This is a genomic window from Variovorax fucosicus (assembly GCF_030316825.1).
Lineage (GTDB): Bacteria > Pseudomonadota > Gammaproteobacteria > Burkholderiales > Burkholderiaceae_C > Variovorax > Variovorax fucosicus.
The window spans coordinates 410,488-436,505 of record NZ_JASZYU010000004.1; the positions used below are offsets into that span (position 1 = coordinate 410,488).

General features: G+C 54.2%; 31 protein-coding genes. 21 read left to right on the forward strand and 10 right to left on the reverse strand.

Annotated features, from left to right (window positions below; translation table 11 throughout):
* The first annotated feature begins 7 nt into the window (after nt 1–7).
* The 11 genes from QTI05_RS24170 (at nt 8) to QTI05_RS24220 (ending at nt 11,110) form a co-directional block, all read left to right on the forward strand.
* Nucleotides 8–514 (forward strand): hypothetical protein, encoded by a 507-nt coding sequence (locus tag QTI05_RS24170; protein ID WP_286657956.1) that lies wholly within the window; start codon nt 8–10, stop codon nt 512–514.
* On the forward strand, nt 514–1,362 hold the full coding sequence (locus QTI05_RS24175) for a hypothetical protein (RefSeq protein ID WP_286657957.1): 849 nt from the start codon (nt 514–516) through the stop codon (nt 1,360–1,362). The genes QTI05_RS24170 and QTI05_RS24175 overlap by 1 nt, the downstream gene beginning before the upstream one ends.
* Nucleotides 1,363–1,470: 108 nt before the next feature.
* A complete protein-coding gene (locus QTI05_RS24180; RefSeq protein ID WP_286657958.1) occupies nt 1,471–1,941 on the forward strand; it encodes a hypothetical protein in 471 nt (156 codons plus the stop codon).
* Between the two features lie 56 nt (nt 1,942–1,997).
* Complete coding sequence (locus QTI05_RS24185; RefSeq protein ID WP_286657959.1) at nt 1,998–2,732, forward strand: hypothetical protein; 735 nt, start codon at nt 1,998–2,000, stop codon at nt 2,730–2,732.
* Nucleotides 2,733–2,744: 12 nt separating this feature from the next.
* Nucleotides 2,745–3,389 carry a hypothetical protein gene (locus tag QTI05_RS24190; protein WP_286657960.1) on the forward strand — a complete coding sequence of 215 codons (645 nt, stop codon included), beginning with the start codon at nt 2,745–2,747 and terminating at the stop codon, nt 3,387–3,389.
* Nucleotides 3,390–3,392: 3 nt separating this feature from the next.
* Entirely contained in the window at nt 3,393–5,327 is a 1,935-nt protein-coding gene (locus tag QTI05_RS24195) for a LamG-like jellyroll fold domain-containing protein (protein ID WP_286657961.1), read from the forward strand.
* 24 nt (nt 5,328–5,351) lie between these two features.
* A complete protein-coding gene (locus QTI05_RS24200; protein WP_286657962.1) occupies nt 5,352–5,720 on the forward strand; it encodes a hypothetical protein in 369 nt (122 codons plus the stop codon).
* Nucleotides 5,721–7,149: 1,429 nt separating this feature from the next.
* On the forward strand, nt 7,150–7,515 hold the full coding sequence (locus QTI05_RS24205; protein ID WP_286657963.1) for a hypothetical protein: 366 nt from the start codon (nt 7,150–7,152) through the stop codon (nt 7,513–7,515).
* 455 nt (nt 7,516–7,970) lie between these two features.
* Nucleotides 7,971–8,990 carry a hypothetical protein gene (locus QTI05_RS24210; RefSeq protein WP_286657964.1) on the forward strand — a complete coding sequence of 340 codons (1,020 nt, stop codon included), beginning with the start codon at nt 7,971–7,973 and terminating at the stop codon, nt 8,988–8,990.
* Between the two features lie 11 nt (nt 8,991–9,001).
* On the forward strand, nt 9,002–10,486 hold the full coding sequence (locus tag QTI05_RS24215; protein ID WP_286657965.1) for a DUF3987 domain-containing protein: 1,485 nt from the start codon (nt 9,002–9,004) through the stop codon (nt 10,484–10,486).
* Nucleotides 10,487–10,915: 429 nt separating this feature from the next.
* Complete coding sequence (locus tag QTI05_RS24220) at nt 10,916–11,110, forward strand: helix-turn-helix domain-containing protein (protein ID WP_286657966.1); 195 nt, start codon at nt 10,916–10,918, stop codon at nt 11,108–11,110.
* A 599-nt stretch (nt 11,111–11,709) separates the two neighbouring features.
* Here the strand turns inward: QTI05_RS24220 and QTI05_RS24225 are convergent.
* Nucleotides 11,710–12,321, reverse strand: a complete 612-nt coding sequence (locus tag QTI05_RS24225) for a hypothetical protein (protein WP_286657967.1) — start codon at nt 12,319–12,321, stop codon at nt 11,710–11,712.
* Nucleotides 12,322–12,325: 4 nt separating this feature from the next.
* Nucleotides 12,326–12,676, reverse strand: a complete 351-nt coding sequence (locus tag QTI05_RS24230) for a hypothetical protein (protein WP_286657968.1) — start codon at nt 12,674–12,676, stop codon at nt 12,326–12,328.
* A gap of 49 nt (nt 12,677–12,725) precedes the next feature.
* On the opposite strand from QTI05_RS24230, the gene QTI05_RS24235 reads away from it, so the two are divergent.
* The 3 genes from QTI05_RS24235 to QTI05_RS24245 all read left to right on the forward strand — a co-directional run bounded on the left by QTI05_RS24235 (nt 12,726) and on the right by QTI05_RS24245 (nt 14,170).
* Nucleotides 12,726–13,187, forward strand: a complete 462-nt coding sequence (locus tag QTI05_RS24235; RefSeq protein WP_286657969.1) for an HNH endonuclease signature motif containing protein — start codon at nt 12,726–12,728, stop codon at nt 13,185–13,187.
* Between the two features lie 193 nt (nt 13,188–13,380).
* Entirely contained in the window at nt 13,381–13,833 is a 453-nt protein-coding gene (locus tag QTI05_RS24240; protein ID WP_286657970.1) for a glycoside hydrolase family protein, read from the forward strand.
* A gap of 67 nt (nt 13,834–13,900) precedes the next feature.
* Nucleotides 13,901–14,170, forward strand: a complete 270-nt coding sequence (locus tag QTI05_RS24245; protein WP_286657971.1) for a type I restriction endonuclease subunit M — start codon at nt 13,901–13,903, stop codon at nt 14,168–14,170.
* Between the two features lie 53 nt (nt 14,171–14,223).
* On the opposite strand, the gene QTI05_RS24250 is transcribed toward QTI05_RS24245, so the two are convergent.
* On the reverse strand, nt 14,224–14,676 hold the full coding sequence (locus QTI05_RS24250) for a hypothetical protein (protein ID WP_286657972.1): 453 nt from the start codon (nt 14,674–14,676) through the stop codon (nt 14,224–14,226).
* A gap of 42 nt (nt 14,677–14,718) precedes the next feature.
* Between QTI05_RS24250 and QTI05_RS24255 the strand changes: the two genes are divergently transcribed.
* The 6 genes from QTI05_RS24255 to QTI05_RS24280 all read left to right on the forward strand — a co-directional run bounded on the left by QTI05_RS24255 (nt 14,719) and on the right by QTI05_RS24280 (nt 18,398).
* Nucleotides 14,719–15,078, forward strand: coding sequence for a hypothetical protein (locus QTI05_RS24255; RefSeq protein WP_286657973.1), 360 nt, complete (start codon nt 14,719–14,721; stop codon nt 15,076–15,078).
* 433 nt (nt 15,079–15,511) lie between these two features.
* Nucleotides 15,512–16,582, forward strand: coding sequence for a tyrosine-type recombinase/integrase (locus QTI05_RS24260; protein WP_286657974.1), 1,071 nt, complete (start codon nt 15,512–15,514; stop codon nt 16,580–16,582).
* 78 nt (nt 16,583–16,660) lie between these two features.
* Entirely contained in the window at nt 16,661–16,969 is a 309-nt protein-coding gene (locus QTI05_RS24265; protein ID WP_286657975.1) for a hypothetical protein, read from the forward strand.
* Between the two features lie 204 nt (nt 16,970–17,173).
* Nucleotides 17,174–17,467 carry a hypothetical protein gene (locus tag QTI05_RS24270; protein ID WP_286657976.1) on the forward strand — a complete coding sequence of 98 codons (294 nt, stop codon included), beginning with the start codon at nt 17,174–17,176 and terminating at the stop codon, nt 17,465–17,467.
* Complete coding sequence (locus QTI05_RS24275) at nt 17,464–18,231, forward strand: hypothetical protein (RefSeq protein ID WP_286657977.1); 768 nt, start codon at nt 17,464–17,466, stop codon at nt 18,229–18,231. The genes QTI05_RS24270 and QTI05_RS24275 overlap by 4 nt, the downstream gene beginning before the upstream one ends.
* Nucleotides 18,228–18,398 carry a hypothetical protein gene (locus tag QTI05_RS24280; RefSeq protein WP_286657978.1) on the forward strand — a complete coding sequence of 57 codons (171 nt, stop codon included), beginning with the start codon at nt 18,228–18,230 and terminating at the stop codon, nt 18,396–18,398. The genes QTI05_RS24275 and QTI05_RS24280 overlap by 4 nt, the downstream gene beginning before the upstream one ends.
* A gap of 248 nt (nt 18,399–18,646) precedes the next feature.
* Here the strand turns inward: QTI05_RS24280 and QTI05_RS24285 are convergent, their stop codons facing one another.
* Together QTI05_RS24285 and QTI05_RS24290 are read right to left on the reverse strand one after the other, a co-directional pair.
* Nucleotides 18,647–18,769 carry a hypothetical protein gene (locus QTI05_RS24285; protein WP_286657979.1) on the reverse strand — a complete coding sequence of 41 codons (123 nt, stop codon included), beginning with the start codon at nt 18,767–18,769 and terminating at the stop codon, nt 18,647–18,649.
* Nucleotides 18,770–18,813: 44 nt separating this feature from the next.
* A complete protein-coding gene (locus QTI05_RS24290) occupies nt 18,814–20,070 on the reverse strand; it encodes a branched-chain amino acid ABC transporter substrate-binding protein (RefSeq protein ID WP_286619957.1) in 1,257 nt (418 codons plus the stop codon).
* Between the two features lie 193 nt (nt 20,071–20,263).
* Here QTI05_RS24290 and fumC point away from each other — a divergent pair, with 193 nt between their 5' ends.
* Nucleotides 20,264–21,649, forward strand: a complete 1,386-nt coding sequence (gene fumC, locus QTI05_RS24295; RefSeq protein ID WP_286619960.1) for a class II fumarate hydratase — start codon at nt 20,264–20,266, stop codon at nt 21,647–21,649.
* A gap of 28 nt (nt 21,650–21,677) precedes the next feature.
* Here the strand turns inward: fumC and QTI05_RS24300 are convergent, their stop codons facing one another.
* The 5 genes from QTI05_RS24300 to QTI05_RS24320 form a co-directional block, all read right to left on the reverse strand.
* The gene (locus tag QTI05_RS24300; protein WP_286619962.1) at nt 21,678–22,361 is read right to left on the reverse strand and encodes a response regulator; all 684 of its coding nucleotides are present in this window, start codon (nt 22,359–22,361) and stop codon (nt 21,678–21,680) included.
* Nucleotides 22,358–23,944 carry an ATP-binding protein gene (locus QTI05_RS24305; protein ID WP_286619964.1) on the reverse strand — a complete coding sequence of 529 codons (1,587 nt, stop codon included), beginning with the start codon at nt 23,942–23,944 and terminating at the stop codon, nt 22,358–22,360. Before QTI05_RS24305 ends, QTI05_RS24300 begins: the two co-directional genes overlap by 4 nt.
* Nucleotides 23,945–23,953: 9 nt before the next feature.
* Nucleotides 23,954–24,235: a hypothetical protein gene (locus tag QTI05_RS24310; protein WP_286619967.1), complete on the reverse strand. Its 282-nt coding sequence runs from the start codon at nt 24,233–24,235 to the stop codon at nt 23,954–23,956.
* A 10-nt stretch (nt 24,236–24,245) separates the two neighbouring features.
* Entirely contained in the window at nt 24,246–25,169 is a 924-nt protein-coding gene (locus tag QTI05_RS24315; RefSeq protein ID WP_286543315.1) for a dioxygenase family protein, read from the reverse strand.
* A gap of 87 nt (nt 25,170–25,256) precedes the next feature.
* The gene (locus QTI05_RS24320; RefSeq protein ID WP_286543318.1) at nt 25,257–25,874 is read right to left on the reverse strand and encodes a YqhA family protein; all 618 of its coding nucleotides are present in this window, start codon (nt 25,872–25,874) and stop codon (nt 25,257–25,259) included.
* Nucleotides 25,875–26,018: the final 144 nt, after the last annotated feature.

The window sequence follows — 26,018 nt, forward strand, 5'->3', positions numbered from 1 at the left end:
AGAAACGATGGCGAGTTTTTATGCATATTTTGATGAAACAACTGGAGAGATAATTTCGTATGGGCAGTTGCCTGATCCGATTGAAATCGTCCCCAACACAGATCCAGCAACGTTCTTCGATGTTTACGATCAATACTTGCTTGCGATTCCGTCCGGGCAAGGTTTGATTCGGATCGAAGATGATCTTCCTGTTAGCACTGCTTTTTACATTGCTGATCCCGGTGGCACACCGACACTGACAGCGCGCCCATCATTGGACGATGACAACGCTGTAGGCGGCTCTGATCCTTGGATTGCAGACGGTACGAGTTCAGTGACATACGGCCCTGACTTGCCCGTGGGAACCCTTGTGCGTGTTAGCTCTGGCAATCCTGCGTTCGCCACCATTGAAGCTCTAGAAGTTGACGACGGAGAGTTAGAACTGGCTACTACGCTGGTGGGGCAGTATGAGGTGATAGTCACTTCCTTTCCGTACGCAGACAAAACAATAATATTTACGGCGGAAGCACCATAATGGCATTAGTAACTTTAGCGGGGGATACACCTGCAGCACTCACAGGCGTTCTAGTAACAACAAAGGTCGATGGATATTCAATCTCATGGAATCCTCAACCTGTCGGTTCACGCGTCGAAGTATGGCAATCAATTACAAATGATCGTGCAGATGCCGATCTTGTGAAAACAGTTATTGATACATACTACGACTCAGCCACTTTGGGTTCGGGTACGTCATATTTTCTTTGGGTTCGCACTGTAAACCAATATGGAATACCTGGCGATTGGGACGTGGGCGATACAGCAGGACATGAGGTTGAAGTCCTAGGTATTGATAACGGGCAAGTATCACCACAGACCGCAAACACAACATTTAGTGTTTCTTTGTCGGGTGCGGGCTCATCCTTGATCACGAGCTACAACACTTGGCAGCTAATCTCATCGAGCTCCATTCCTGCAAACACGCTGTTCGCTTCTGCTGAAACGATTATGTGGGGGTATACAACCACTGACCTAAGCAGCGTCTCAAGCACGCTTACCACGGGCACGGTTACTGGAAGTGTTGACTGGCGCTTGAGACTTAAACGCGATTCTGATGGCGTTTATATCGGTAGCCAGGAAGTCCGCGCTACGACCGCAGCTATCTCGGTTGTCATGTTCAGTGGTAGTCCGAGTATCAAGCAGTTTGTGAATCCATTGAATCCATCTACAACCAAAATACGATTCGGAAATGCTGGCGGTGTTCCACCTGTTGCATACACGATGGAGCTTGAAGCAAAGAAGACAAATAGCGACACCAGCAAGCTTTCCTTCACCGCGTCTGTAGGTTATTACTTTGAAGGGCAGGGCAGTGTTGTTGCTTTCTAAGTAGCTGATTTCTTTGTGCCATACATAACCCGCTTCGGCGGGTTTATTTTTGGCTAAATAGTTTCGAAGGGTCGCACCCTCTTAACTAATACAAGGAAATTTCCAACAATGACAACAATCAACAAATTCAACAAGTTCTTGCTTACCCAAATGAATGGGGGTCAAGATACAACTGGTTCGTCAACAGCAAATGCAGCACGCGTCGTAGACTTTGACTCTGACACTATCAAGGTGTCATTGCATACTTCTACCTATAGTCCATCAGCAACAGGTCACGCAGCATATAACTCCGTTACTAATGAGGTTACTGGTTCTGGTTATACAAGTGGTGGCATCACGCTAACTTCACCAACTGTCGTAGATACAGCCGGCACCATTGCCTTCGATGCTGCTGACATTACTTGGTCACAGAACGCTTCAGGCTTTACAAACGCCCGCTACGCAGTTATCTATAAGAGCACAGGTACAGCAGCTACATCTACATTGATTGGTTGGATTGATTTTGTCGCAGATAAAGGGAATGTGTCCGGTGACTTGGTGATGCAGTGGAATGCTTCTGGTGTCGCTACTTGGGCTTAATAGCTAAGTTGACGACGCACGAACAAGAAAGCATTTCAATCTGAGGGAGAATAATAATGGCAGATAACGTCCCAATTACCGCTGGTAGCGGTACAAGCATTGCAACTGACGATGTGTCTGGTGATCAGTACCAACGAGTCAAGATTACTGATGGCACAGCGGACAGCGCAAACCATCTAACAGTCAACGCATCTGGCGAAGCACTTGTAAAAGTGAACGCAGCACTACCAGCAGGAACCAACAACATTGGTGACGTTGACGTGCTTTCGTTGCCAGCACTCCCAACAGGCACAAATGCAATCGGAACTGTGACAACAGTTGGTGCAGCAGCAAGTGGTGCATCTGTTTCTGGCAATCCAGTTCTCAACGGAGCAAGAGCAGCTACAGCAAACCCAACAGCAGTAACTGACGGCCAAGCTATTGCATTGATGACAGACAAGGTAGGTCGTTTAGTGACTGTGCCTATGCATTCACGCGCATTGATGGGCAAACAAGCAACAACCATCACAAGCTCGACAAGTGCAACAACTGTAGTAAGTGCTATTGTATCGACGTTTACGGATATCACTTCGTTCACAGTCACAAACAGTTCTTCAACTGCAACGCTAGTGACTCTGACTGATGGCACAACCGCAATGATTTTCAGTCTTGCCGCTGGACCCGGAGCAGGCTTCACAAAGGAATTCTCAACACCGCTATACGCAACCACAGCTAACACAGCTTGGACATTGCAGTGCGGTACTTCTGTTGCTTCAATCTACTGCAATATCGTTTACGCGAAGAACACATAAGGAGGTAGTTTTATGGCTATCTCCATGACGTCTTTAGCTTCGCAAGGAAGCACCAATGCGAGCCCAACCCTTACTTGGGCTAATTGGGGTTTTGGTAGCTTCACAGTTGGCACCTATGTCTTGATGGCAGTCAGTTATGCCGACGCTGCAGCGGGTGCAGCGCCAACTGTATCGGTGAATACTGGTACTTCTGGCACTCCACTAACGTATATCGGTAATGCTTCAAACGGCTCGTCTGGCCTAGCCCTATTTGGTGGCTACACCGTGAGTAGTGCTTTCGACACCATGACAATTACATTCTCCGCGAATGCCATCAATACACAGTTGTTGATGACAAAGATTTCGGGAATGCACCCGACGACACCGATCACTCAACAGTCGATCGTTTCGGGCTCAAGCACAACATTAGCTGCATTTGGGGCAAGCAGCGCAACGTTGATTCTTGCAGCCTCTACAACCGGAAAGCCAACGTTGACTGGTGGCTACACGAACAATGTCGATGAGTCGCTAAGCCGCTCAATGTATAAAACCACACAAGACCTGGCGCCAGCATTTGCTGGCAGTTCGGCGGGTGCAGTAATCGCTGCATTGGAAATTGCTAATGCAACAGTAGCAGCGCCCAAGGGTCGCAACATGCTTCTTGGCGTGGGGGTCTAACCCATGTCCTTGCTGCTCCTTCTATCCAGCGCGGCACCTTCTGGCGATCCACACGTTAAATCGTTGCTGCATTTCAACGGCACCAACGGCTCAACAGCTATCGTTGATGAAACTGGCAAGACGTGGACTGTTCAAGGTGCAGCAGAACTAGACACGTCAGATCAGAAGTTTGGTTCTGCATCGGGCTACTTCCCACCATATCAGGGAACGTCCCCGCTTTGGACAACCCCGATACATACCGACTTTGAGTTTGGCACGGGTCAGTTTCAAGTTGAAGGGTTCTGCAACTATATCGACGGCGGTAACTCCGAAGGTACGCTAGTTGAGTGCGGTGACGGAACAGATGGATGGCGCATCTTCTTTACCGCGGGGGGCGGGGGGCTGTTGGTGTTTAAAAGAACTGGCAGCTTCACGGTCTACACTTTGGCAGCACCTGTCCTTGGTGACGGGTTATGGCACTACTTCAAAGTCAGTCGTGATGCATCAAACCAACTTGTCCTGCAATTCGACAGCACGACCTCGACGCCTGCAACTGACACCGATACTTACACGATCCCAGTAACGGGCGAAGTCTCGATTGGTGCCTCTCCAGATGGCTCAAACAAGTTCAGCGGGCACCTGGACGAAATCCGTATCCTCAATGGTGCGATTGACGGCAGCACGACTGTCCCAACAGCGGAGTTTCCAGATCCGGGTGATGCTTCTACACCGGAAGTAGTTGAAGCACCGGTTCTAGCTTTCGTTCAAACGTTGCTAGTGCCAATCGTCAATGCAAAGGAAGTCATTGCTGTTCCGCTGCGAGCCAATGTGCAGACATTGCTGTTGCCGAACATCAAGGCAAATGAAATCGTCCCTGTACCTGTACAGGCGTTCACGCAGGTATTACAAGTACCGGTGATAGCTTCTGCAGCGTTGATCGAGGCCGACAAGCTCACTATCGTTCAGACTCTGCTTGTGCCAAATATCAAGGCGAACGATGTTGTCGCTGTACCGTTGCTCACTTTCACGCAATCCCTGTTCGTACCGAAGCTGAGTGAGGCAATCAACGCGCCTACATGCGCCTTCGTTGAATCTCTGCTTGTACCCAACATCAAGGCGAATGAAATTGTCCCTGTGCCTGTACGCGCGAACGTGCAGACATTGCTGTTGCCGAACATCAAGGCTGATGAGGTTGTTCCGGTTCCGGTACTTTCAGGCGTTCAGACGCTGCTAGTCCCGATCACGAACGCACGCGAAGTGGTTGCCGTCCCGGTAATTTCAGCAACTCAGGCATTGCTTGCTCCGACAGTCAACACGACGACGGGTGTGTTGGTCGACACGATGGCGATTGTTCAAGCGCTTCAAGTTCCGAACATCAAGGCGGACGAGGTTGTAGCTGTTCCGCTTCTTGCCTTCGCACAGAGCTTGCAGGTTCCAGCTGCGAACGCGAAGGAAGTCATTGCTGCCCCGGTACTCACGCTTGCCCAGGTGCTCAACGCGCCTACGGTCAACATGCAGGAGCGCATTGCGGTTCCGCTGATCACGTTTGCTCAGGTCTTCAACGTCCCGAACATCAAGGCAGACGAGGTTGTCGCTGTCCCAACAAAGGCGTTCACGCAAGCGTTTGTAGCCCCTACAGTCAACGCAAGGGAAGTTCTGGGGGTCACGGTGCTGAATGTGCTGCAAGCGCTGTACGTGCCTGCAATCGCGGAAGGGCTGGTTGTGGAACGCTTGCAGTACGTCCAGCAGTTCCTCGATGTCACGCTGCGCGAAACCTTCCACGTCCCGGCCATCAGCTTCACGCAGACGCTGTTCGATCCGACCGTGCGCAACGACAAGGTCACCAGCATCACAGTGATTGGGCCGCAGCAGGTTGGCGTGAGCGTTGTTGGGTTGGCAGAGCAGGGTGTCTCTGTAGTAGCACCTTCCGAGGAAGCGATTTCAGTGCTAGTTCAATAAATATAAGAATAAGAGAGACAAAACATGAGCACTTTTCAGAAAGACATTGAAATCAATCAAGGCGACGACTACGAGCAAGTCTTCAAATTCTATTCCGACACGAATAATACGGTTCCGCTGGACATGACAGGCGCAACGTTGGCCATGAAGGTTCGCCAAAATAACTACGACGGAAAGGTGCTGTTGGCTTCTCCCACAAATATTACGTTGACATTGGACGCACCTCTTAGCAAAGCAACCATCCAAGTAACTTCGGCAGCATCTTTAGTTCTCGCCACTACAAAAGACACAGATGAAATCGACGCCATATACGATTTGCACATGACAAAGGGCGGAATTACTACAAGATTAATGGAAGGTGCCTGCATTATCAATCGCATTGTCACTAAGTAGGCGTTAAGCTAGATAAATAGTTAACAATAAAAAGGAGTTACTATGAAATATCTTATCGCTTTCGCAATCGCAACACTGGCCGTCGCATCCAATGCACAGGTCACACAATCGTTCTCAAACTCAGTCTCGGCATCGGCTTCATCTAGCTTTAGCGGATCAGCTTTTGGTTCGTCCTCATCAACGTTCTCTACGCTAAACGGTCCAACAGCTAATACGTTTACACAATCTTATGGCGCTGGTACTGCAAGCGCTGCTGGCGTTGCAACTGGCAATGGAGTAACGGTGCACAGCTACTCTACAAGCCCTTCGGCTGCGCCTTTGCTGAACACACCGCAGTTCAATTACCCACAATCGTTCTCGTTCCCAACGGTTGGTGTCAGCAGATAATGCAGTTTGTTTAAGCTCATAAAACCGCCTATTTCTGGCGGTTTTTTATGACTAAGCTACCCTGGTACTATCTTAGGTGCATAGCGATGATTCTTAAAATTAGGCGATATAAGTCATTGATTTATATAGAGAAAAACCACCCGATTTTAAAAGACTTCATTATTTGAAAGAAGTGGGCAAAAAGAAGCCCACTTTCCCTAGTGCAATAGGTAGTGGGCTTAAAGTGTATTAACACACAAGGGCTACACGAATGAAGTTACGCGTGCAGCAAATTAATTATATTTGTTTTTTAGCTAGATAGCGACACAACCAACATGTGGTTCCTGCAACGCATATTCAGTAGTAGATATCGGCATGGCAGGTTGGCGCATGTGACATACTTAGTCTTTTAATAGACGTTCACGCAGTATTTTTTGCATCTCTGTAATCTCTGCGGTGCGCGGCTTCATGTTCTTATAAGCCGGTGTGTTCATGATGGTTCGCACTGTGCGCATGGAATGTTTATTCTTTCCGCATAGAACTGCAAATACGATATCTTCTCTGTCTTGTCTTGTTAGCATGGTTTATCCTTTTGTATTGGTTAATGTAGGGGCAGAGACCAACTGCCGCATTCCTACATTAATACTTAGTGGATTGTTGACAAAAACAGGCTGTTATACCTCGAAAATCGACGGTTTTATATTTGGGTATGCTTTATGTGCGGTGACTAGGCGGCCTTGCGCTAAATAGCTGACTATGTCCCGCCACAGATTCACCCAACCGTATATACAAAAGCGCATCAAAAAGGTCGTTGAAGAATCTAAATTGAGCGACAAACAAGGAAACTTGTTCATCCAGACCCGCAGCGGAATGTGGATTGATATCACTGGAATCGACAGAAAGAATCTGGACCTTGCGTTATTGGGCATAAGGCTAAATACTTTTAGCTAAAACAAAACCATGATAAGTTGCCATTAGCGAACTCCTTTTGTAGACCATCAGAGCCCCATTACTGTTCACGCAGTTTTGGGGCTTCTTTTTGGCCTACAAGAATAAGTAGTTGATGAGTAATAACTACAGATCGGGCTTAGAACAGAAAGTCGCCAAGCAGCTAGAAGCAAACTGCATCGCATTCCAGTACGAGGCACGCAAGATTGCCTTCGAGCAACCGGTGAAGCAGCGCAGCTACACGCCGGACTTCATCTTGCCCAACGGCATCGTGATCGAGACAAAGGGAATCTTCGACGTTGAGGACAGGCAGAAGCATCTTTGGGTACGTGAGCAGCACCCCGAGCTTGATATCCGCTTCGTGTTCAGCAGCAGCAAGACCAAGCTGCGCAAGGGTAGCCCCACAAGCTACGGCGAGTGGTGCGAGAAGAATGGCTTCTTGTACGCAGACAAGGCGATTCCAGCTGCTTGGCTGGTCTAACGGATAAATAAGTGTGCAGCATGCAAAGTGCTGCGTACTGTCAAAAGTTCGAAGTCGAAGAAAAACATCCAAGCCGAGGCCCCGAAAGGGGCTTTGTGCTTTGTAAAACACAAAAAGCTAACTATAGCTAACTCAGATGATAAATAAACTTGTAGTCGGGGACGACTGCGCGACACAAGAACTTTGCAAGCAAGGGGCTAGCTATGGAACGGCGTCGCAACACGACATTGGAAACATATGACAGAGAAAGAACGCAGAGGGGTAGATTACACCCCTTTCGAATCATCCGAAGCGAGACTGATTCGACACATAAAAAGAAAACCTTTTCAGGAAGTATTTGACGAAATTCATAATACTGTAGATATTTACGGCAACTTCCTTTATCACGAAGCACAAAACGTGATAACAGAATCCGGTTGGACGTTAGACGAATACATTAATTACAGAGGTTCGGAGTGAGCCCGGCTGCACAACGTTATCTAGAACAGATGCAGCGTGCTATAGGCATCAATGCGCCCAAGCTATTAGAAGTTTCGGTTCACGCAGTTGTACGTGGCAAACCTGTAAAGCACGAAGACAAAACCCTTTGGTGTGGTGACGATCAAGTAAATCTAGGCTACGACTGGCACAACATCAGCGTCAGCGTAGACGATCTGTTCGAACTACTGACAAAGGATGGAATGGCGCTGGGTCCTGCACTTAGCAAAGGTACGCACAGAATTGAACCCAACTTTAAATGCCACAGCGTTGCTCTAGTTGATATTGATTCTGGAATGAGCATCGCAGAGCTTAAAAAGAACATCTTTTATCAAAAGTATGGAGCAGGGTATTACACAACGCCGTCGCATACGGACTCTGAGCCACGCTTTCGCATCGTTTATGAGCTAGAGCAAGCGATCACAGATGCGTTGGAGATGCGTGCGCTGTACGAAGCGCTCATGTGCATTCACGGTGCTGCGGACGCTAGCTGCAAGGATGCTTCCAGGTTGTTCTACGGCACGGTCAACGCTGCACGCTGCGAACGCACTGGCCGGGTGCTAGATGCTGCGGGCATCAAGTACGCGCTGCTACAGCGCCCTACAGCCCCCGCAAGACACGTTCGCACAGCCGAGGAAAAGAGCTTTCCAGCACCGCAGCTTGCAGAGGTTCAAGAACTGCTGGACGAGCTACGCAAGTACGTAGGCGATCTCCAATATCACGACAGGTTCAGCGTCACACGCGCTGTTGCCACAGCCATCCCGGCGCACCAAGCTTGTGCAGAAATGCGCTCGCGTTGGAGCGATGCGGAAAAAACAGCCTCATACGAAGAGATTCTAAAAGCTCCATTAGTAGGAAATGGCCCTACTTTGGGCTCGCTTGTATATCGCATTCGTGAAAGCAACCCACAGTACCGCAAGGCACAAGAAGATTCAACAAAACAATTATTAAACAAGGCATTCGGCAAGAGCACAAAAATCAGCCGCATTGCTTTCTAAGGACTTATCAAATGTTAGACACAAACATAAAGGCACTGCTGCCAACTATTATTTCAGACACTATGGCTACTCTTTCTGCGCTCACAAACGCACCGGACGAAATGACATTGCCTATCACTCTTGCTGTTGCAAACTTTGCAGCACAAGCAATGTTCAACGTTAACCCAATGCAATGGCGTCCTTGCAGCGTCAGCGAATTCTTTGTCGTGTTAACACCAAGCGGTGGTATGAAAACATCTATCAGCAGTCTGCTACTAGATGGCATCAGGGACTTCGAGCGCGAACAGGAGACGGAAAATGCTCAAGCGATGATCGATTACAAGATCAAGGTAAAGCAGTTCAACAAGGCAATCGAAGACGAGGCGAAGAATCCCACGGGAATTAACCCTAAAGAGCCGGTTAGGCCTAAAGGTTCGCGTTATAGGGTCGAAAAGGCCACGGTAAATGGCTTAATTAACACCTTAGCAAGCGTACCGTTTGCAGGGTTGTTCAGCAGTGATGCAGGCGAGTTCTTTAACTCCCACAGCTTCCAAAGCAGCGACAAGAGCATGGAAATGGTAGCTACGTTATCTAAGGCGTGGTCTGGCGAAATGATCGACAGGGTGACAGGCATCGAAGAAAACAATGTCCGTTTGCACAACCGTCGCTTCAACATGCTTGTTTTGTTGCAGCAAGAGCTAGCAGGCTTCCTGAACAACAGCCAATACAAAGATCAGGGCTTCACCAATCGCATGTTAATAACGCAGTGTGAATTATTTGCCAAGCGTGCAGCAGATTTCAGTGAGGCAGGGCAGCTAGAGACGCAGAGGCTAGAACAAACGCTTAAACCGTTTAATAGACGTGTGTATGAGCTACTAGATGATGTGGATCACAAGCAGAGCAAGGCACGCATGCAGCATCTCATGATTCCAGGCGCAACAGCAGCGATGCGCATTGCAGCAGCCAACGTTCCAGTCAACGCACCACCAAACGAACTGGTCCTTGATGCAATCACATTTTCGTCAGAGGACGGTGCAGCAAAGATCATGGAAGAATTCTGCAATGAAATGGGTAAGGAAAGTCAAAATCCTAAGTACAGTGAATATGCCAACTTCATGAGTCGTGCTTACGAGCATGCTTGCCGTTTAGCTGCAACGCTTGCGATTTTCGACAAGCAGGACGTTATAAAGGCTGAATATGCGATGGCAGGAGTTGAATTGACACGGTACTTTATCGAGCAGCGCATGAATTTGTCTGTAGACGGTAGCGTCAAAATCAATCCTATCGTTGAAGCTGGTAATGCGCTGCTTAAGTGGCTTGCGAAGCAGCCTAACAATGAAGCTACAAAGGGCCATTGCTCGCAGAGTGGGCCAGCGATTTACAAGAAGATGGAAGCATCAGAGCGCCTACGGGTCATACAGGACTTGGATGCGAGAGAGTGCATTGAAATTGTTGAGCGCGGCGTGGAGGAAGGCAAAAAGGCTACAACCTACGTTAAAGCAATAGTTAGCAAATAACGAATAGTTAGCTGGATAGTTAGCAGGGCAAGAGCTAACTGTGATTTGCCAAAATTGAGTGGTTTTTAGGCGAAAGGGATAGTTAGCTAACTGGTTCTGAATCAAGAGCTAATTATTGCAATAGTTAGCTCGTGGTTTTGGAGGTGGACGCCATTTAGTGGACAATAGTTAGCTAGTTAGCAGGGGGTGCTATATAAATGAAGCTTTACCATTATTTTGTATGTTTTAGCGTGTTTATACGTATGTGCAGTAGCTAACTAGCTAACTAGCTAACTATTGCATTTCCAGCAGATCTAAGCTCCAAAGAGATAAATAGAAGCGATACCTAATAAAAATTGAGTTTCATAGCCCGGCCGCCAATAAGCCCCAAGTCGAGAGACAAGGGGCTTTTTTGTGCTCGTTTCATTCATTGCTGTGGGTAAATAGTTCATGAAAAAGAAATCAGACTTAACGCCACAGCAGATTGTCCGTGCGACGCCAAAGAACTTGAATATCAATACCATGAAACACAAGCTGGCACTTGAAGCGCTACTGGCTGCTGATGGGAATAAGAAAGAGGCAGCAAAACTGCTAGGCATAGATAGAAACACAATCGCTATCTGGCTAAAGGTTTACGGCTTTTAAGCAAGCGAGAAAGTACCGCTTTTGGTATGCGCAAATATAGGGATGAATATAATAGGCTAGGACCGCCTCCATCCAAAAAATGTCAACCTGTATTTTCTATCTTTACATGACTGTTACATCTTACTCTGAAAAGCCCACAAGATCATTTAAATAGGTAGACCTTTTCGCCAGTCAACCACCAGAAAGATATCCTTTCATTTAGTCGAACATCTCAGTCTGGTTGACCTAAATGATTTTCTAATGTAGCAGTTCACCTAGAGCAACAGTACATGTCGTGCATACATAGTGCATCTATTGTGGCTGCACTGTGGCACAGATTCACTAACAATATCAATAGGTTAGCGACCCAGCCTAGCCTGCACTGTGTCTGTCACGGTGCTGTCACGACGCATGCTTGCCGTTGACAACAGTATCTATAGGCTATCTCTATTATGTGTATGGCGCTAGATATTCACCATAGAAATAATAAAGGTCAACCTAAATATATTTTTATTTAAATATATCTTGACGATATCGGTTGACAGACCTATTCACTTTCAGAGTGGCGGGGCATGGGGTACCCGCGTTTGACATTTGAAGAAAGTGGAGGCGGTGGGGATCTATGTACGACCTATTTTAATTTTCCGGACCCTCTGAATACCGGTGGCGAAAATTTGGGCGGCACCTTTGTATTTCCGAACTAACCATGTCAAAATTTTCGAAAGCAATGTTTGGTTGTACTTCCTTCGGATCATTTCGGCCGATACCTCAGGAAGAAAATGCATTCCGTAAACCCCATTGAATGCAAATGTCAGTGCCCAAAAAGCATGCCTTGTAGTTTGCTCCAACCCACCCTCGACCGTCCGCTGTTGCTTTACTGTCTCGTCTTGCAGCTTCGAAACAGTTACTAGGCGATTTATAACGAGGGCCCGCAAGTCAGTATCAACCCAAGCTACAACAGACTCGCTAAAGTAATAGTTCAAATCCTTTGCGATTAGATCGAACTCATCCATGAACCCGTTATTGCGAAAGTCTGTTTCATCAAACAGTACACGGTTGATTAGCGTAGTTAGACGTTCATATACCTCTCGTCGCTTTTCGATAAGCGTGAACTCCGTCTGCATCAGCGTAGCGTTATGCTGCCTGTGTGCTGCCCACGCTGCTGCCCCGGCAGCGATAGCACTCGCAACCGCAGCTATAACTTGCAACCAAGTTGCTGTGCTGTTGTCCATGCTGCTACCGCACACCCTCTTTGGCTAGCTGTGCATAGAGCGCTCCTAGCCCTTCGTGAATTCGCTTCAACGGATACTGTCTACAGTAGTTTTCCAAGTATGCGTTGATTGTGCTGACAGATGGCAGCGTCACGTATTCAGCGCTGTACTGTTGATTCGAACCTGAGAGATAACCTTGAGCCCAAGTTTCAGTTGCTGAGGCTAATATTGGGGTTCCGCGTCCAGAGCGCGCCTCGGTCCAATCCCCGCAGGTGAAAGCGCCGACACCGACGATCGCGTTTTTGACGTTCTGAGCTTGCGCCGCACCGAAGCTCATGAGCGAAGTCAAAAAAATTGTGCAGAGGTACTTTTTCATCGTCGAAGTCTAGCTGTAGTCCCCACACCTGACCCACACTAAATATGGGATGAACTACAGCAAATTTCACGATCGCATCATCAACCGCGCACTGAACCGAACACCACAACCCGGCATGGAAGCCCACCACATCCTTCCGCGCAGCCTAGGTGGCAAAGACGAGCCCGGCAACCTCGTCTACCTGACCGTGAAGGAGCACTACCTCGTTCACCTGTTGCTGTGGAAGCAGGGCTTCGACAATCAAATCTTCAGCGTAGAGTGCTTCATCAACGACAGCATCAACTTCCGCAGACCGCATCGCTTCGGTCAGTTCCGCTGGACTAGACGCTTGCGCAGGGCAGTCACTCTCCAGCGTGCCAAGAACCTACGCGAGACGGCAAAGCTCAAGTTGGCCCTGAGCTACTCGCAGAGGATGCTGATCCTGGCGCAGCAAGCAGAGCAAGCGCAGAAGCAGATCGATGATGAATACGCAGAGATATTTCTAGAGACCGTAATCGACACAACGAACTAAATATGTGTGCAGCCCAAACCTCATAAGTTACGAGCGCTCCAACGTAGCGTGCTGCAAAACGTAGACGGAACTTGTGACATCTCCACGCTGTGCAAACAGTGGCCCGAAAGGGCATTCACAAGCGACCTCCGAATGCCTCCAACAGTGTGCCGCCAAGCAAGTTGGAGGCTTTTGTTTGACTGCTAAGTAGTAGATGAAAAACAAACATCTACTTCAATCAGTTCTCACGCGCCACGAAGGCAAAGTAAACAAAGTCTATCTAGACAGCTTGGGCTACAAGACAGCGGGCATCGGCCATTTGCTCGTTGGCGATGAAACAAGCATGGCAGTCGGCACAATCGTTTCCGAAGAAGAAATTCAAGCTTGGTTCGAAAAGGATTGCGAAGATGCCATTGCGTTCGCCCGCAAATTCGTTCCGGGATTGGACGGCCTAGACGAGGTGCGCCAAATAGTGATTGTGTCCCTTGCTTTCAATCTGGGCGGCAAGCTTGCGCAGTTCAAGAACTCGCTTAAATTCATCAACGCCAAAGACTGGAGCAATGCAGCGGCAAATCTAAAGCTCAGCAAATGGTACGGGCAAGTTGGGCGTCGTGGCCCTGAGCTTTGCAGTGCCTTGGAAAAGGGCTTTTTTGGCTACGCTACATAACGATTGATTGGTCGCTTTCACGATGTGAAATCCGTAGCATTTAGCTCTTACCACCCAGGAGCTTTAAATGCCACTTTTCGTACCCGGAACTGTAGTCGCAACCAAAGGCGCACTTGCTGCGCTGGACAGAGCAGAGATTAACCCGCTGACGCTTTTAAACCGCCATGTGCGCGGTGATTGGGGCGATCTGGGGCAAGAGGACTGTGATGCCAACAAAAACGCGCTTACGTGGGGAGGCAGGCTGCTTAGCAAGTACCTCGTAAAAGACCACGCTTTTTACGTAATAACCGAGGCGGACTACAGCAGCACAACCCTGATGCTTACTCAAGAATATTAACCGTTAAATAATACACAGAATTGCCAACGGCCCTTCGGGGCCTTTTCTTTTGGCTAATGCTTATACAGTTCTAAGTATGCGCTAAAGACCCAATGGAATTGATTATCAGACTCAACAAGTCGTTTGCGCATCTCTGATAGTTCTTGTCTTAGAGCTTTGTCATCGTCGGCAACTTCGATTTCGCCGATTTTGATAACCATGTCTCGGATCAGCATGCTGACATTTCTTTCTATCCACACCATCACATTATTGGGAAACAACCACTGCGCTTTCTTGATGATTGCGAGGCACTCCACGTATGGATCGTTTCTGGGTAGCACACGCGCGTACATCTGGGTGATGACTTCTTGCAGTTCGTTTACGACCTCAAGGCGCTTTTCAAACAGATCGATCTTGATCTTGTGCTTGGCGATTCTCATGTTGTGCCACGCGATAGCTGCACCTACGAGTGCCACTGTGGGCGTGAGGAAAGCGGCAAGGGCGGTGGTTGCTGATGCGTCTGGCATGTTCCTGCTCCGGTTGTTTGCAGCATTGTCCACGAGCTGACCTTGAACTACTGGATGCCCATACAGTACCATTGCTACATGTTGGTTGATGTCTATCGTGTGCGGTACAGGGGTGTGAAGCAGGAGCGTGAACGCATACGCAAGGACAAGCACAGGGGTGAGCTTTCGTATCTGACTCGCTTGTGGGATCCTCGGCCGGGCCGCAGTGTCATGAAGGCTGTGCTGCTAGGTGCTGACGGAGAGCGCTACGTGCTGCCGGTGCTCGATCATGCGCGCGTCGTGGAGGTGCGTGGGGAAGGGCTGCTCATCACGGGCATGGAGGTCATTCCTACCTCGCGTGGCATCAAGAACATCAAGTCCGACAGGTATCCGCAGACTTGGTGGTGCGTGAAAGTGAGCTGATACAAAGTTTTACTCTGTTCCAAAACGCCCTCTGTTTCCCTCCATTGTTCACTTGGACCACCGGCATCCCTCTATTTCACTTGTTTTGGGGGAATTCACAATGATTTGTCTTTCGAGAAATTGCGTAAGCTTCTGGTCATGAAGCAAACACACCAGTCTATGTGGGTCCGAACAGCAGCCGCGTTCACCATAGCGCGCGGCAGTCTTGGCATTGCTGACAGCGCTACGTTCAAGCGCTTCCTGCGTTGGGTTGCTGACCATTTCTAGGGTGCTGGTGGTTTTCTAGTCGCCCAAATCCCACATGGGATACATAACCCTTGGTGCGTGCTGATTTATCTATTTAAACCGCGGTAAGTGGTCGCTTTCCTAACAGGAAAAACAGCACACTTACATCGCAGTACCTAAATATGACAGTCAACACAAAGGAGTATGTATGGCATTATTAAAAAGAGGGAAGATTTATCACGTTCGCGCGCAAGTTGGGGGCGTGATGATCGCGAAGTCAACCAAAACAGCGAACAAGCGTCTCGCAGAGCAAATCGAGGCGAAGTGGATCAGCGAAGTTCACGCAGAAGTCATTGTCGCAGGCCGCAAGCCTATTACGGTCGAGAAGGCAATCGAAGTGTTCCTCGCAAGTCGCAGGGGAACGCCAGGATGGGAGAGCGCTGGCATCAAGCTGCGCGCATTCGAGCCGTTCTACAAGGGCATGCTGCACGAAGCGGACGCAGAAGCCGTGCGCGCACACTGCATTTCGCTCGTCGAGGATGAGGACTACTCAGTCAACACCATCAACGTGAGCATCGTGTACTGGAACGCAGTGCAGAACCACTGCAAGGAAACGGGCTACACGCCGGGCAAGAAGCTCAAGCAACTCAAGGGTGGGCAAGGGCGCATCCGCTACTTCACAGCAGACGAAGAAGACAAGCTGCTCGTTTCACTTGATCCGAACAACGGCGCGTTCCGCGAGAAGCGCAAAGCCCAAGACAACATGGACTTCGTCGTTGCGCTGCTGGACACAGGCGCGCGTGAGCAGGAAATGGCAAAGCTTCAGCTGTCTCAGATCAACATCCAGCGCAACGAGATCACGATCCATCGCAGCAAGGGCGGTACAGACACCACCATGCACATCTCGGACAGGCTGCAAAAGGTCATCGCACGCAGAATGATTGAGGCGGAGCAGGAGCTACCCGAAGGACAGTCACTGCATGGCCGCGCTGGCAACGGCTTTCTGTTCCCCGAACGCGCAGAGGCCCGCTACAACAACGAGTTCTTCCAGCGTGCATGCGAGCGCGTGGGCATCAAGGACGCGTCGCTGCACACTTGCAGGCACACATTCGCTTCGAGGCTCGTGCAAGCTGGCGTCCAGCTGCAAACAGTTCAGCAGATGTTGGGGCACCGGAACTACTCGTCCACGATGATCTACGCGCACTTGGCCCCTGCAGCGGAAGCGCTGCGCGTTGTAGCTGTGCTGAACGCGGTCCGCAACCCAATGCAAGTGACCTGAGCAAAAAACGCGCTGTAGACGGTTTTTGAGCGCCTCTCGGGGCGCTTTCTCACGGCTGCGCGTAGCTATGATCCCCGGATGCAAACACCTGACTTCAGCAATCTCGTCCCCACGCAGCGCGAATCCATCATCGATCAGTTGGAAGATGAGATCCGCGACTTGCGGCAACAGGCGCTGCACATCATCCTGACAGACGCGCTCGCGCAGGCCAAAACATCCGGGCTCGATGCGGAAGATTTGATCGTTGGGCTGAATCAGTACCTCGATGACGACGTGCTGTACGTCCGCCAAGGGCATGCGTTTGCACCCGCAAAAGCACCCGGTAAGAAGCGTGGCCGTCCAGTGGGCAGCACGAAAGCGGGGGGTTATCGCAAGCCCAAGGTGTAGCTACCCTACCTGCCTGCCGGCAGTATCTATTTTTGACGCGATTTCAGCACTATCTAATAGCTTGCTGTTGATCGCAGTTTCCTTGACATTAGATAGTCGTGCGAGCTACATTATCTATGTCCCTTGCACAGCAATCTTCACGCGTCTATATCTGCGCGCGTGCGGAGCCTATGCGGCTGTACAGTGAGGATGGAGAAAATAATAATGGAAAGCAATTTGCAAATTCATGTGAAGCTCGAACACCAGTACCAGCACCGCGCAGCTTTGGCAACAATTATGAGCGTGCTAATGAGCAACTTCAAAGCGTCCGGCCAAGATGCAATTATTGAACCTTGGCTCGACTTCGAAGGCTGCACAGCTTACCTGAGCCAAGACGGAAACGCATCGGCTGTTATCACAGCATTAGATGGCATCGATTCATACGGCATTACGACTATGCTTCGTGATATCTCGTGCGATTGCCAACAATGCAAGACACAAAGCGGGGTGCAGGCATGATCGATCAAGCAAAAAACTACATCCGTGTCGAGGGCGACTATGCAAAAAACTACAACGAAGGCCCGCTTTCCGCTGCTGTTAGATTGCATGCGCAGTGGGACAAGCTGTCCCTGTTGCAGCGCTACATCTATGTAAGCCTCGCATTTGATGCAGAAAACTGTCCCGGTACGAACGGGTACGGCACGCGGCACACACTTGAAATTATGGGCGAAACAAGTATCGCATCCACAAAGTACACAGTGCAAGGCAATGTTATCGACTTGACGAAGGCGCAGCTTGAGCAGAATGGCATGGTGCTACATCTGTGGGAAGCAAAGGGCTACGTCTGCGAAGCCGATTATCTTGAGTACGATATCGATTTTGAGTACGACGAAGAATTCATGCGAATTGAGAGCACATACTTCCGCGGTGGCAGGCATGTCGAGATTTTGGACGTACTCACGTTTGAATACTGTGGCGACGACAAGTGGGATGCAATGTCCGAAGGCGAACGTCGCGATTGGATGCGTGGCTGCGTAGAAGGTAAGTTAGATATGCGCGGCGATCTCATGGTCACCGATGGACTGAAAGGAAGCGTCGAATACGAGTTTGTTTGCACCCTCGGCCCAGACGAACTACGCGAGCTCGGCTACGTAACTAAAAAGGATTGGAACCTCTGCGGAGAAACAGACGAAGAATATGCAGACCAACTACGCGCAGCCCGCGAAGACGAGGATGCAAAATTCATTGCGCAATTTCCTGCACAGGCGGAGGTGCCGGCATGAACCCATCCCTTCAACAGCACCTCGACCACATGCTGAGCGACGCCAGAACGTGTTTCGATTTCGAGCGTGCAGAGGTGTACATGCACCCGGACGGACGACTGCACATCAGATTGCTTGATGCAGCTGGAAACTATGTGGGCGAAGTAAACGCCATGCCTGCAGCCTGAAAGTAAAAAGCCCGACTAATCCTCGGGCTTTATTATTTGATATTGACCAAAACAGATTATCTAGTAGGTATGTATTGCACAGAAAATGTCACAGTCTGCGCATCGCAACTGTCACGATTTTTGCCACCTAAAAGCAAATAACACTCTAGAAAATCAAAGACTTAGCGCTGAAACGTCATGTTTCTGCTAAATCTTAATGAAAAGCCTGAACTTTCAGGCGATATCCAATTGATTTATATAAGTCCGCACTAGCGTGTTAAGTAGCTGATGTACTGGAGCGCGGCGGCGACCGATTCGATCAGGTCGGCCTGCTGGATGGTGGTGGTCATCGTGAGGTTCTTGTGCGGTGGGGAGCCGAAATTATCCCCCACCGCCCCTTAATCGCCGCCAGGGCTGGCGCCGGCAGCCCGTTGGCTCAGACCGGAGGCCGCTTCATCTGGCAGGACGTCGGCTGCGCGCTCACGTACGAGTCCCACACCACCTCGGAGCGGAAGCCGTAGCCGGTGTTCTCGGCGTCGTGCTTGACGCCCGGGCTGCCCTTCTTGGCCCACACGCCGAGGTAGATCGGCGCGAGCATCTGGTGATCCGCCTTGCGCATCTCGACTTCGCCCACCGGGCTCTCGTATTTCATGCCTTCCAGAGCGTAGGCGACCGTCTTCGGATCGGTCGACTTGGCCTTGCGCATCGCCGCGCGCAGCATGTTCATGGTGTACCAGTGCGAGGCGAAGATGAAGTCTTCGTCGGGCGACTTCTTCTTGTACGCCATGGCGATTTTTTCGAGCGCAGGCGTCGGTGCGTTGCTACCCCAGTTCCACATCACGCTCACCTTGTCGACGCCCCAGGCGCCCATCTGCGACGGAATGCCCGGGTTGTTGGCGTTGAAGGTGTAGAAGTTGATGTTGAGGTTGTAGTCCTTGGCGGCCTTGAAGAGCAGGCCCAGGTCGCTGCCCCAGTTGGAGGTGATCACCGTGTCGGCACCCGAGGCGGCAATCTTGGCGACGTAGGGTGCGAAGTCGCGCACGGTTGCGATCGGCACGTAGTCTTCGCCGACGATCTGGATGTCCGGGCGCTTCTTCGCGAGATAGGCGCGCGAAGCTTTCGCGACCTGCTGGCCGTGCGTGTAGTTCTGGTTGAACAGGAACACTTTCTTCACGGCCGGCTTGTTCTGCAGGTAGGTCGTCAGGCCTTCGATCTGCATCTCGCTCGACGGATAGAAGCGGAAGTGCCAGAAGCTGCACTTGTCGTTGGTCAGGCCCGGGTCCATCGCCGAGTAGTTCAGGTAGACCATCCCGCCGTTCGGATCGCGATCGGCCTGCTTGTTGATCGCATCGACCAGCGCAAAGGCTACGCCGGAGCCGCCGCCCTGCGTGACGTAGCGGATGTTCTGGTCATACGCCATCTTCAGCGCGGAGGCGCTTTCCTGCGGCGAGCCCTTGCCGTCGAGCGGCACGATCTCGAACTTCGGATCGGTCGGCGTGGCCGTGGCGTTGAGTTGCGTGACCACTTCGCGCAATTGATTGAGCGAGCCCTGGCCCGTGAAGGCGAAGGGACCGGAAAGCACCTCGATGAAGGCGATCTTGACCGTCTCGGCGGCTGTGGCGGCGCCGCAGGCGGCGACCGCGGCTGCGCAGAGCAACGACCGGACAGGGCGGATGAAACCGAAGCGCTGCATGCTTGTCTCCATGGGGTGGGTGGTGGAGCAGCACAGTAGGCGGCACATCGCGGCGCTTCCGTCGCCGACGTGACTTTCCGTGCAGGGACTATCCCTTAGCCGGCCCGGCGCCGAAGTCCCTGCCAATGAGAATTCTTCTCGTTCGGCCGATACTGTCGGCCCGTTTCATCACTGCCAACAACGGCCTCTCTCCATGACCACACGCATCGAACGCGATACCTTCGGCCCGATCGAAGTCCCTGCCGACAAATTGTGGGGTGCCCAGACGCAGCGCTCGCTGCAGAACTTCGACATCTCTGGCGAGCAGCAGCCGCGCGAGATCATCAAGGCGCTGGCGCAGGTCAAGCGTGCCTCGGCGGTGGTGAACCATGCGCTGGGGCTGCAGGACGAGAAGAAGACCGGCGCCATCGTCGCGGCGGCGGACGAGGTCATCGCCGGCCAGCATGGGGGCGAATTCCCGCTGGTGGTGTGGCAGACCGGTTCAGGCACGCAGACCAACATGAACGTCAACGAGGTGCTGGCCAACCGTGCCAGCGAGTTGCTGGGCGGCGAGCGCGGGGAAGGGCGGCTGGTGCATCCGAACGACGACGTGAACCGCAGCCAGTCGAGCAACGACGTGTTCCCGACCGCCATGCACGTCGCAGCGGTCGAGGCGCTCACGCACAAGCTGCTGCCCGCCGTGGCCAGGCTGCGCGGAACGCTGGAGGCGAAGTCCAACGACTTCATGGACATCGTGAAGATCGGCCGCACCCATCTGCAGGACGCGACACCGCTCACGCTCGGCCAGGAGTTCTCGGGCTATGCCGCGCAACTCGCGCATGGCGAGGCCCATGTGCGCGCCGCGCTGCCGCACCTGTGCGAACTGGCGCTGGGCGGCACGGCCGTCGGCACCGGCCTCAATGCGCCGAAGGGCTACGCGGAACAGGTGGCGGCCGAACTGGCCAGGCTCACCGGGCTGCCGTTCGTGACTGCGCCGAACAAGTTCGAAGCCATGGCCAGCGTCGACGCGCTGGTGCACGCGCACGGGGCGCTCAAGACACTCGCCGCCAGCATGACCAAGATCGCCAACGACGTGCGCTGGCTCGCGAGCGGGCCGCGCAGCGGCATCGGCGAGCTCAGCATTCCCGAGAACGAACCGGGCTCGTCGATCATGCCGGGCAAGGTGAATCCGACGCAGAGCGAGGCTGTCACGATGCTGGCCGCGCAGGTGTTCGGCAACGACGTGGCCATCAACATCGGTGGCGCCTCGGGCAATTTCGAGCTCAACGTGTTCCGCCCGATGGTGGCGCACAACTTCCTGCAGAGCGTGCGCCTGCTGGCCGACGGCATGGTGAGCTTCAACGACCACTGCGCGGTCGGCATCGAGCCGAACCGCGAACGCATCACGGAACTGGTGCAGCGCTCGCTGATGCTGGTGACGGCACTCAACACGCACATCGGCTATGACAAGGCGGCCTTCATCGCGAAAAAGGCGCACAAGGAAGGCTCGAGCCTGCGCGAAGCGGCCGTTGCGTCGGGCCACCTCACGGGTGAGCAGTTCGATGCCTGGGTCATCCCCGGGAACATGACGGGCCGCTAGCGAGGCCGCCGCCCGCCGCCGGTCCTGTCTATTTCTCTTCCAGCGAATAGCCGACGCCGTAGACGTTCCGGATCCAGTCCGTGCCCGGGTCGGCTGCTGCCAGCTTCTTGCGCAGGTTCTTGATGTGGCTGTCGATGGCGCGTTCGTTGACGTCGAGCGCATCGTCGTAGGCCAGTTCCAGCAACCTGCCGCGCGAGAAAATGCGGCCGGCCTGGCCGCTCAGGACTTGCAGCAGCCGGAATTCGCGTCGCGTGAGGTTCAGCGCCTGTCCCCGCAGGCTGGCGCGCCACAGCGTTGCGTCCAGTACCAGTCCGGGTGCTGGGGCCGGGCTGCTCGGGGCGCCGGCCGTGGATTGGTTTCGCCGCAGCACCGCCTTGACGCGGGCGATGACTTCGCGCGGCGAGAAGGGCTTGCAGACGTAGTCGTCGGCGCCCAGCTCCAGGCCCAGCAACCGGTCCACCTCTTCGACGCGGGCGGTCAGCATGATGACGGGCGATTGCGTTACGGCGCGTGCCTGTCGCAGAACCTCCATGCCGTCCAGGCCGGGCAGCATCACGTCCAGCAGCGTGAGGTCGGGCGGCGCGGCGAGGATGCGCGCCAGCGCCTCGCGGCCGTCCGCAAGATGCTCTGCCTCATACCCCGCATGCAGCAGGTAGTTGACCAGCACCCGCGCGATGTCGGGATCGTCCTCGACCACCAGAACGCGTGTCATGGCGATCCCGCCAGCGGCAGCGAGACGATCATCCGCAGCCCGCCCAGCGGCGAAGGGCTGGCTGCCAGCTGGCCATGGTGCGCTTCCACGAAGTTGCGGCAGATGGCCAGCCCCAGGCCCGAACCGCCGTGTGCCCGGCTGCGGGAGCTCTCGCCGCGGAACAGCCGGTCGAAGATGCGCGGCAGTTCGTGCTCCAGCACCCCGGGCGCGCTGTCATCGAATTTCAGCACCAGCCGGCTCGGGTTGCCATGTTCGATGCTCGCGCCGATGCGCAGGGTGCCGAAGGAGTCGGTGTAGCGCAGGCTGTTTTCGAGCAGGTTGACGAAGACCTGGTGCAGCCTGTCCGCATCGCCCGATATGGTGGGGGTGCGGGCTGCGGCCAGGGCGTCCAGCGCAGCGGTATCGAGCGCGATGTCGGCGCGGTGGAAGCGGTCTTGCACCAGGTCGATGGCGTCGCGCAGCAGGGCGAGTGGTTGCACCGGGGCCAGGTTCAGTGCGAACTCGCCCGATTCGCTCATGCTGCGCCGCAGATCCTCCACCAGCAGGCTCAGGCGCATCACCTGGCGGTGCAGGCGCTGGCTGGTATCCGGTTCAAAGGGTTGAACGCCATCCTGCAGCGCCTCGATCTCGGCGCGCATAGCCGCGAGCGGCGTGCGCAGCTCGTGGGAGACGTCGGCCAGCCATTCGCGGCGGGAGTTTTCGATGCCGTCGAGGCGCTGCACCATGTCGTTGAAGGTGCCGGCCAGGGCCGCGAGTTCGTCGCTGCCTTTCACCGGAACGCGCGTTGCCAGCTGGCCGCGCGCAACGGCCCGGGCGCCGTCCATCAGCGCGTCGATCGGGGCGAACCAGCGCCGGGCCAGCAGCCACGAAAACAGCAGCGCCAGCGCCAGGCCAGCCAGGCCGGTCAGGATCATGAAGCGCGACTGGCGCGTGAGGAAAGCCTGCTCGGCGTTGCGCGCGAGGCCTTTCAAGGGCGCCAGCACCAGATAGCCGACCACCTTGTCGGCCTCGCGCAGCGGCAGGCGGGCTGCTTCGTCGGCCGGAACGGCCACGCCCGCCACGTGAATGCCTTCGGCGTCCGTCAGGCCCAGGCGTCGGTAGATGGAAGTGGGCTCGTCGCGCGGGTCGTTGGCGCGGTCGGGTGGCGGCGGTGGACGATGGCGCCCCGGCAGCAGGTCGAGTTGGGGGCCACCGCCACCGGCCATGCCGGGCGGCGGTGGCGGTGGGCGTGATCCATCCGACGCTCGGGGCGGAGGGCGCGTCCCATCAGGCGCTAGCGGCGGAGGGCGCATTGCGCCTCCCGGCGGCGGCGGCGCATTTCCGAAGGGCAGGTCGTCGTCCATCTGCAGGCGGTGCCAGGCACCCGGGTCGGCACGCAGAGCGTCCCAGTTGCCAGCGCGGACATGGTGTTCGACGGCGCGTCGTGCCAGCCAATCCAGGCGCTCGAGTTCGATCTCGGCAACGTACGGCCCCAGGCCCTGCGTCAGAACCAGCCGCGAGAAGCCGACGTAGATGCCCATGAGCGCGACGAGCAGCGCTGCAAGCGTGAGAAAGACCTTGTTCTGCAGTGTCAGACGGGGCACATGCGAGGGTCAGCGCGGTGGCGGCGTGCCGCCGCCGGGCGGGGCGCCCGACGGGCGCGCAGCCAGAGTGTCGCCGAGTTTTCGGCATTCGCCCTGGAAGGTTGCGCCGCCGCGCCCGGTGAAGCTCACCTGCGCGCCCTCGGTCTTGCCCTTGCATGCAGCCACCGCTTCCGGGGGCGGCGGTGGTGGTCCGGAGCCGCCATCGGGGCGCGCGCCATCTGCGGCATGAGCGCTGCCCATCAAGGTCAGGCCCGCAACGGCAAGGCCCCAGGCGACAGAAAACTTCCGCATCGCGCCTCCGTCAGACCGCAACGCCGACTTGCAGCGCCGTGGTGAAACCGTTGGCGACGCTGCCGCTCACCGTGGCAAGTTGCAGTGCAGCGCTGTCATTGCCGAACACGTTGTCGCTGGCGAGCGTGGCGTTGGCGAAGTTGCCGACGCTCGCTTCGTAGCCACTGACCACGCCGTAGACCTGGGTGCAGGCCGCCGCAGGCATCGCCAGCTGGGTCACGAGCGCGTAGTCGCTGACGGCGCTGCTGTCCGTGGCCGCCGTGAGGTTCGGGTACACCTCGAAGTGCACATGTGGCCAGCGGCCGCTGTAGCAGCCCGGGAAAATGGTCGTGAACGTCACCTTGCCGCTGCTGTCGCTGACCTGGATGCCGCGCAGGAAGTTCTCGGCCGTCACGCCGGTCGAATACATCGAGTAGTTGCCGTCGCGCGTGCAGTGCCAGAGGTAAACCGCATAGCCCTCCAGCGGCGCGCAACTGTTCTTGGTGTTGACCAGGGTGAGGGTGATCGTCATCTGAACGCCCGGCGCGACGGCGCTGGCGCTGCCGACGCTGGTGCGGATATCGCTGCGCACGATGCCGGAGAGCACCAGCGCGTTGAGCTTCTGGTTCGATGCCGTGGAGCCGTCCGCCGGGTAAGGGCCGGCAGTTTCGGTGGGCGTCGCAGGACAGCTGCTCGATGAAGAGGATGTCGTGGTGGTTGTGGTGGTCGTGGAGGTGCCGGAACTGGTGCCAGAACTTGTGCCGGTTGCGGCAGCGGTCGTCGTGGTGCTGGCCGCGGCCGCAGCGGCGCTCGTGCCCAGCAGGCTGGCGCTGCTGCTATCGCTGCCGCCGCCCCCGCAGCCCGCCAGCGCAATGACCCCCAGTGAGCCCAGCGCGCCCAGCGCGTGACGGCGGGCCGGGTCGGCCGGTTGCCGGATCGAATCGTCTGCCTGCATGTCGCGTTCTCCTCTTCTCCATTCGTGGAGCCCCTACTTTGCAAGGGGAGTGTGGAGAAACGATGTGCGAGGCGGGCGGCGCAGCCCTCAGTGCGACGCGGGGGCCGGGCCGGACATCAGCTTGTCGGTGTAGGCGATGGCCATGGCCGAAAGCAGGAAGGTGATGTGGATCACGGTCTGCGCGATCAACACCCGGTCGGTGTAGTTGTCGGCATTGATGAAGGTCTTGAGCAGGTGGATCGAGCTGATGCCGATGATGGCGGTCGCCAGCTTGACCTTCAGCACCGAGGCGTTCACGTGGCTCAGCCATTCAGGCTGGTCGCGATGGCCTTCGAGATCCATGCGGCTCACGAAGGTCTCGTAGCCGCCCACGATCACCATGATGAGCAGGTTGGAGATCATCACCACGTCGATCAGCGCCAGCACCACCAGCATGATCACCGTCTCGTTGAGCGTGACGATCGGCGCGGCGGTCTTGTAGCCGATGCTGCTGATCAGCGCCTGCAGCGCGGTCTGGCTGCCGAAGGCGGCCTCCACCAGATGCAGCAGCTCGACCAGAAAATGCACCACGTAGACGCCCTGCGCCACGATCAGGCCGAGGTAGAGCGGCAATTGGAGCCAGCGGCTTGCGAAGATCAGCTTGGGCAGCGGCCGCAACGGCGAGCGGGGGCTGGGCGTCGGGACTTGCGGGTCGGTAAAGGACATCGTTGCCTGGAAAGAAAGGAACGCGCGATTCTAGGGGCCGATACAGCAGGGGGCTGAGGCAATGCCCCTTCGCTGCGCTTCGGCGCGGCATGATCGCCCTGGCACCGCGTCAGTGGCCCGTAAGTGGGCCCGCCGACATTACCG

Coding starts and splice junctions, on each gene's coding strand:
- QTI05_RS24170 (WP_286657956.1), top strand. CDS start 8: ATGGCGAGTTTTTATGCATATTTTGATGAAACAACTGGAGAGATAATT.
- QTI05_RS24175 (WP_286657957.1), top strand. CDS start 514: ATGGCATTAGTAACTTTAGCGGGGGATACACCTGCAGCACTCACAGGC.
- QTI05_RS24180 (WP_286657958.1), top strand. CDS start 1,471: ATGACAACAATCAACAAATTCAACAAGTTCTTGCTTACCCAAATGAAT.
- QTI05_RS24185 (WP_286657959.1), top strand. CDS start 1,998: ATGGCAGATAACGTCCCAATTACCGCTGGTAGCGGTACAAGCATTGCA.
- QTI05_RS24190 (WP_286657960.1), top strand. CDS start 2,745: ATGGCTATCTCCATGACGTCTTTAGCTTCGCAAGGAAGCACCAATGCG.
- QTI05_RS24195 (WP_286657961.1), top strand. CDS start 3,393: ATGTCCTTGCTGCTCCTTCTATCCAGCGCGGCACCTTCTGGCGATCCA.
- QTI05_RS24200 (WP_286657962.1), top strand. CDS start 5,352: ATGAGCACTTTTCAGAAAGACATTGAAATCAATCAAGGCGACGACTAC.
- QTI05_RS24205 (WP_286657963.1), top strand. CDS start 7,150: ATGAGTAATAACTACAGATCGGGCTTAGAACAGAAAGTCGCCAAGCAG.
- QTI05_RS24215 (WP_286657965.1), top strand. CDS start 9,002: ATGTTAGACACAAACATAAAGGCACTGCTGCCAACTATTATTTCAGAC.
- QTI05_RS24220 (WP_286657966.1), top strand. CDS start 10,916: ATGAAAAAGAAATCAGACTTAACGCCACAGCAGATTGTCCGTGCGACG.
- QTI05_RS24225 (WP_286657967.1), bottom strand. CDS start 12,321: ATGGACAACAGCACAGCAACTTGGTTGCAAGTTATAGCTGCGGTTGCG.
- QTI05_RS24230 (WP_286657968.1), bottom strand. CDS start 12,676: ATGAAAAAGTACCTCTGCACAATTTTTTTGACTTCGCTCATGAGCTTC.
- QTI05_RS24235 (WP_286657969.1), top strand. CDS start 12,726: ATGAACTACAGCAAATTTCACGATCGCATCATCAACCGCGCACTGAAC.
- QTI05_RS24240 (WP_286657970.1), top strand. CDS start 13,381: ATGAAAAACAAACATCTACTTCAATCAGTTCTCACGCGCCACGAAGGC.
- QTI05_RS24245 (WP_286657971.1), top strand. CDS start 13,901: ATGCCACTTTTCGTACCCGGAACTGTAGTCGCAACCAAAGGCGCACTT.
- QTI05_RS24250 (WP_286657972.1), bottom strand. CDS start 14,676: ATGCCAGACGCATCAGCAACCACCGCCCTTGCCGCTTTCCTCACGCCC.
- QTI05_RS24260 (WP_286657974.1), top strand. CDS start 15,512: ATGGCATTATTAAAAAGAGGGAAGATTTATCACGTTCGCGCGCAAGTT.
- QTI05_RS24265 (WP_286657975.1), top strand. CDS start 16,661: ATGCAAACACCTGACTTCAGCAATCTCGTCCCCACGCAGCGCGAATCC.
- QTI05_RS24270 (WP_286657976.1), top strand. CDS start 17,174: ATGGAAAGCAATTTGCAAATTCATGTGAAGCTCGAACACCAGTACCAG.
- QTI05_RS24275 (WP_286657977.1), top strand. CDS start 17,464: ATGATCGATCAAGCAAAAAACTACATCCGTGTCGAGGGCGACTATGCA.
- QTI05_RS24280 (WP_286657978.1), top strand. CDS start 18,228: ATGAACCCATCCCTTCAACAGCACCTCGACCACATGCTGAGCGACGCC.
- QTI05_RS24290 (WP_286619957.1), bottom strand. CDS start 20,070: ATGCAGCGCTTCGGTTTCATCCGCCCTGTCCGGTCGTTGCTCTGCGCA.
- fumC (WP_286619960.1), top strand. CDS start 20,264: ATGACCACACGCATCGAACGCGATACCTTCGGCCCGATCGAAGTCCCT.
- QTI05_RS24300 (WP_286619962.1), bottom strand. CDS start 22,361: ATGACACGCGTTCTGGTGGTCGAGGACGATCCCGACATCGCGCGGGTG.
- QTI05_RS24310 (WP_286619967.1), bottom strand. CDS start 24,235: ATGCGGAAGTTTTCTGTCGCCTGGGGCCTTGCCGTTGCGGGCCTGACC.
- QTI05_RS24315 (WP_286543315.1), bottom strand. CDS start 25,169: ATGCAGGCAGACGATTCGATCCGGCAACCGGCCGACCCGGCCCGCCGT.
- QTI05_RS24320 (WP_286543318.1), bottom strand. CDS start 25,874: ATGTCCTTTACCGACCCGCAAGTCCCGACGCCCAGCCCCCGCTCGCCG.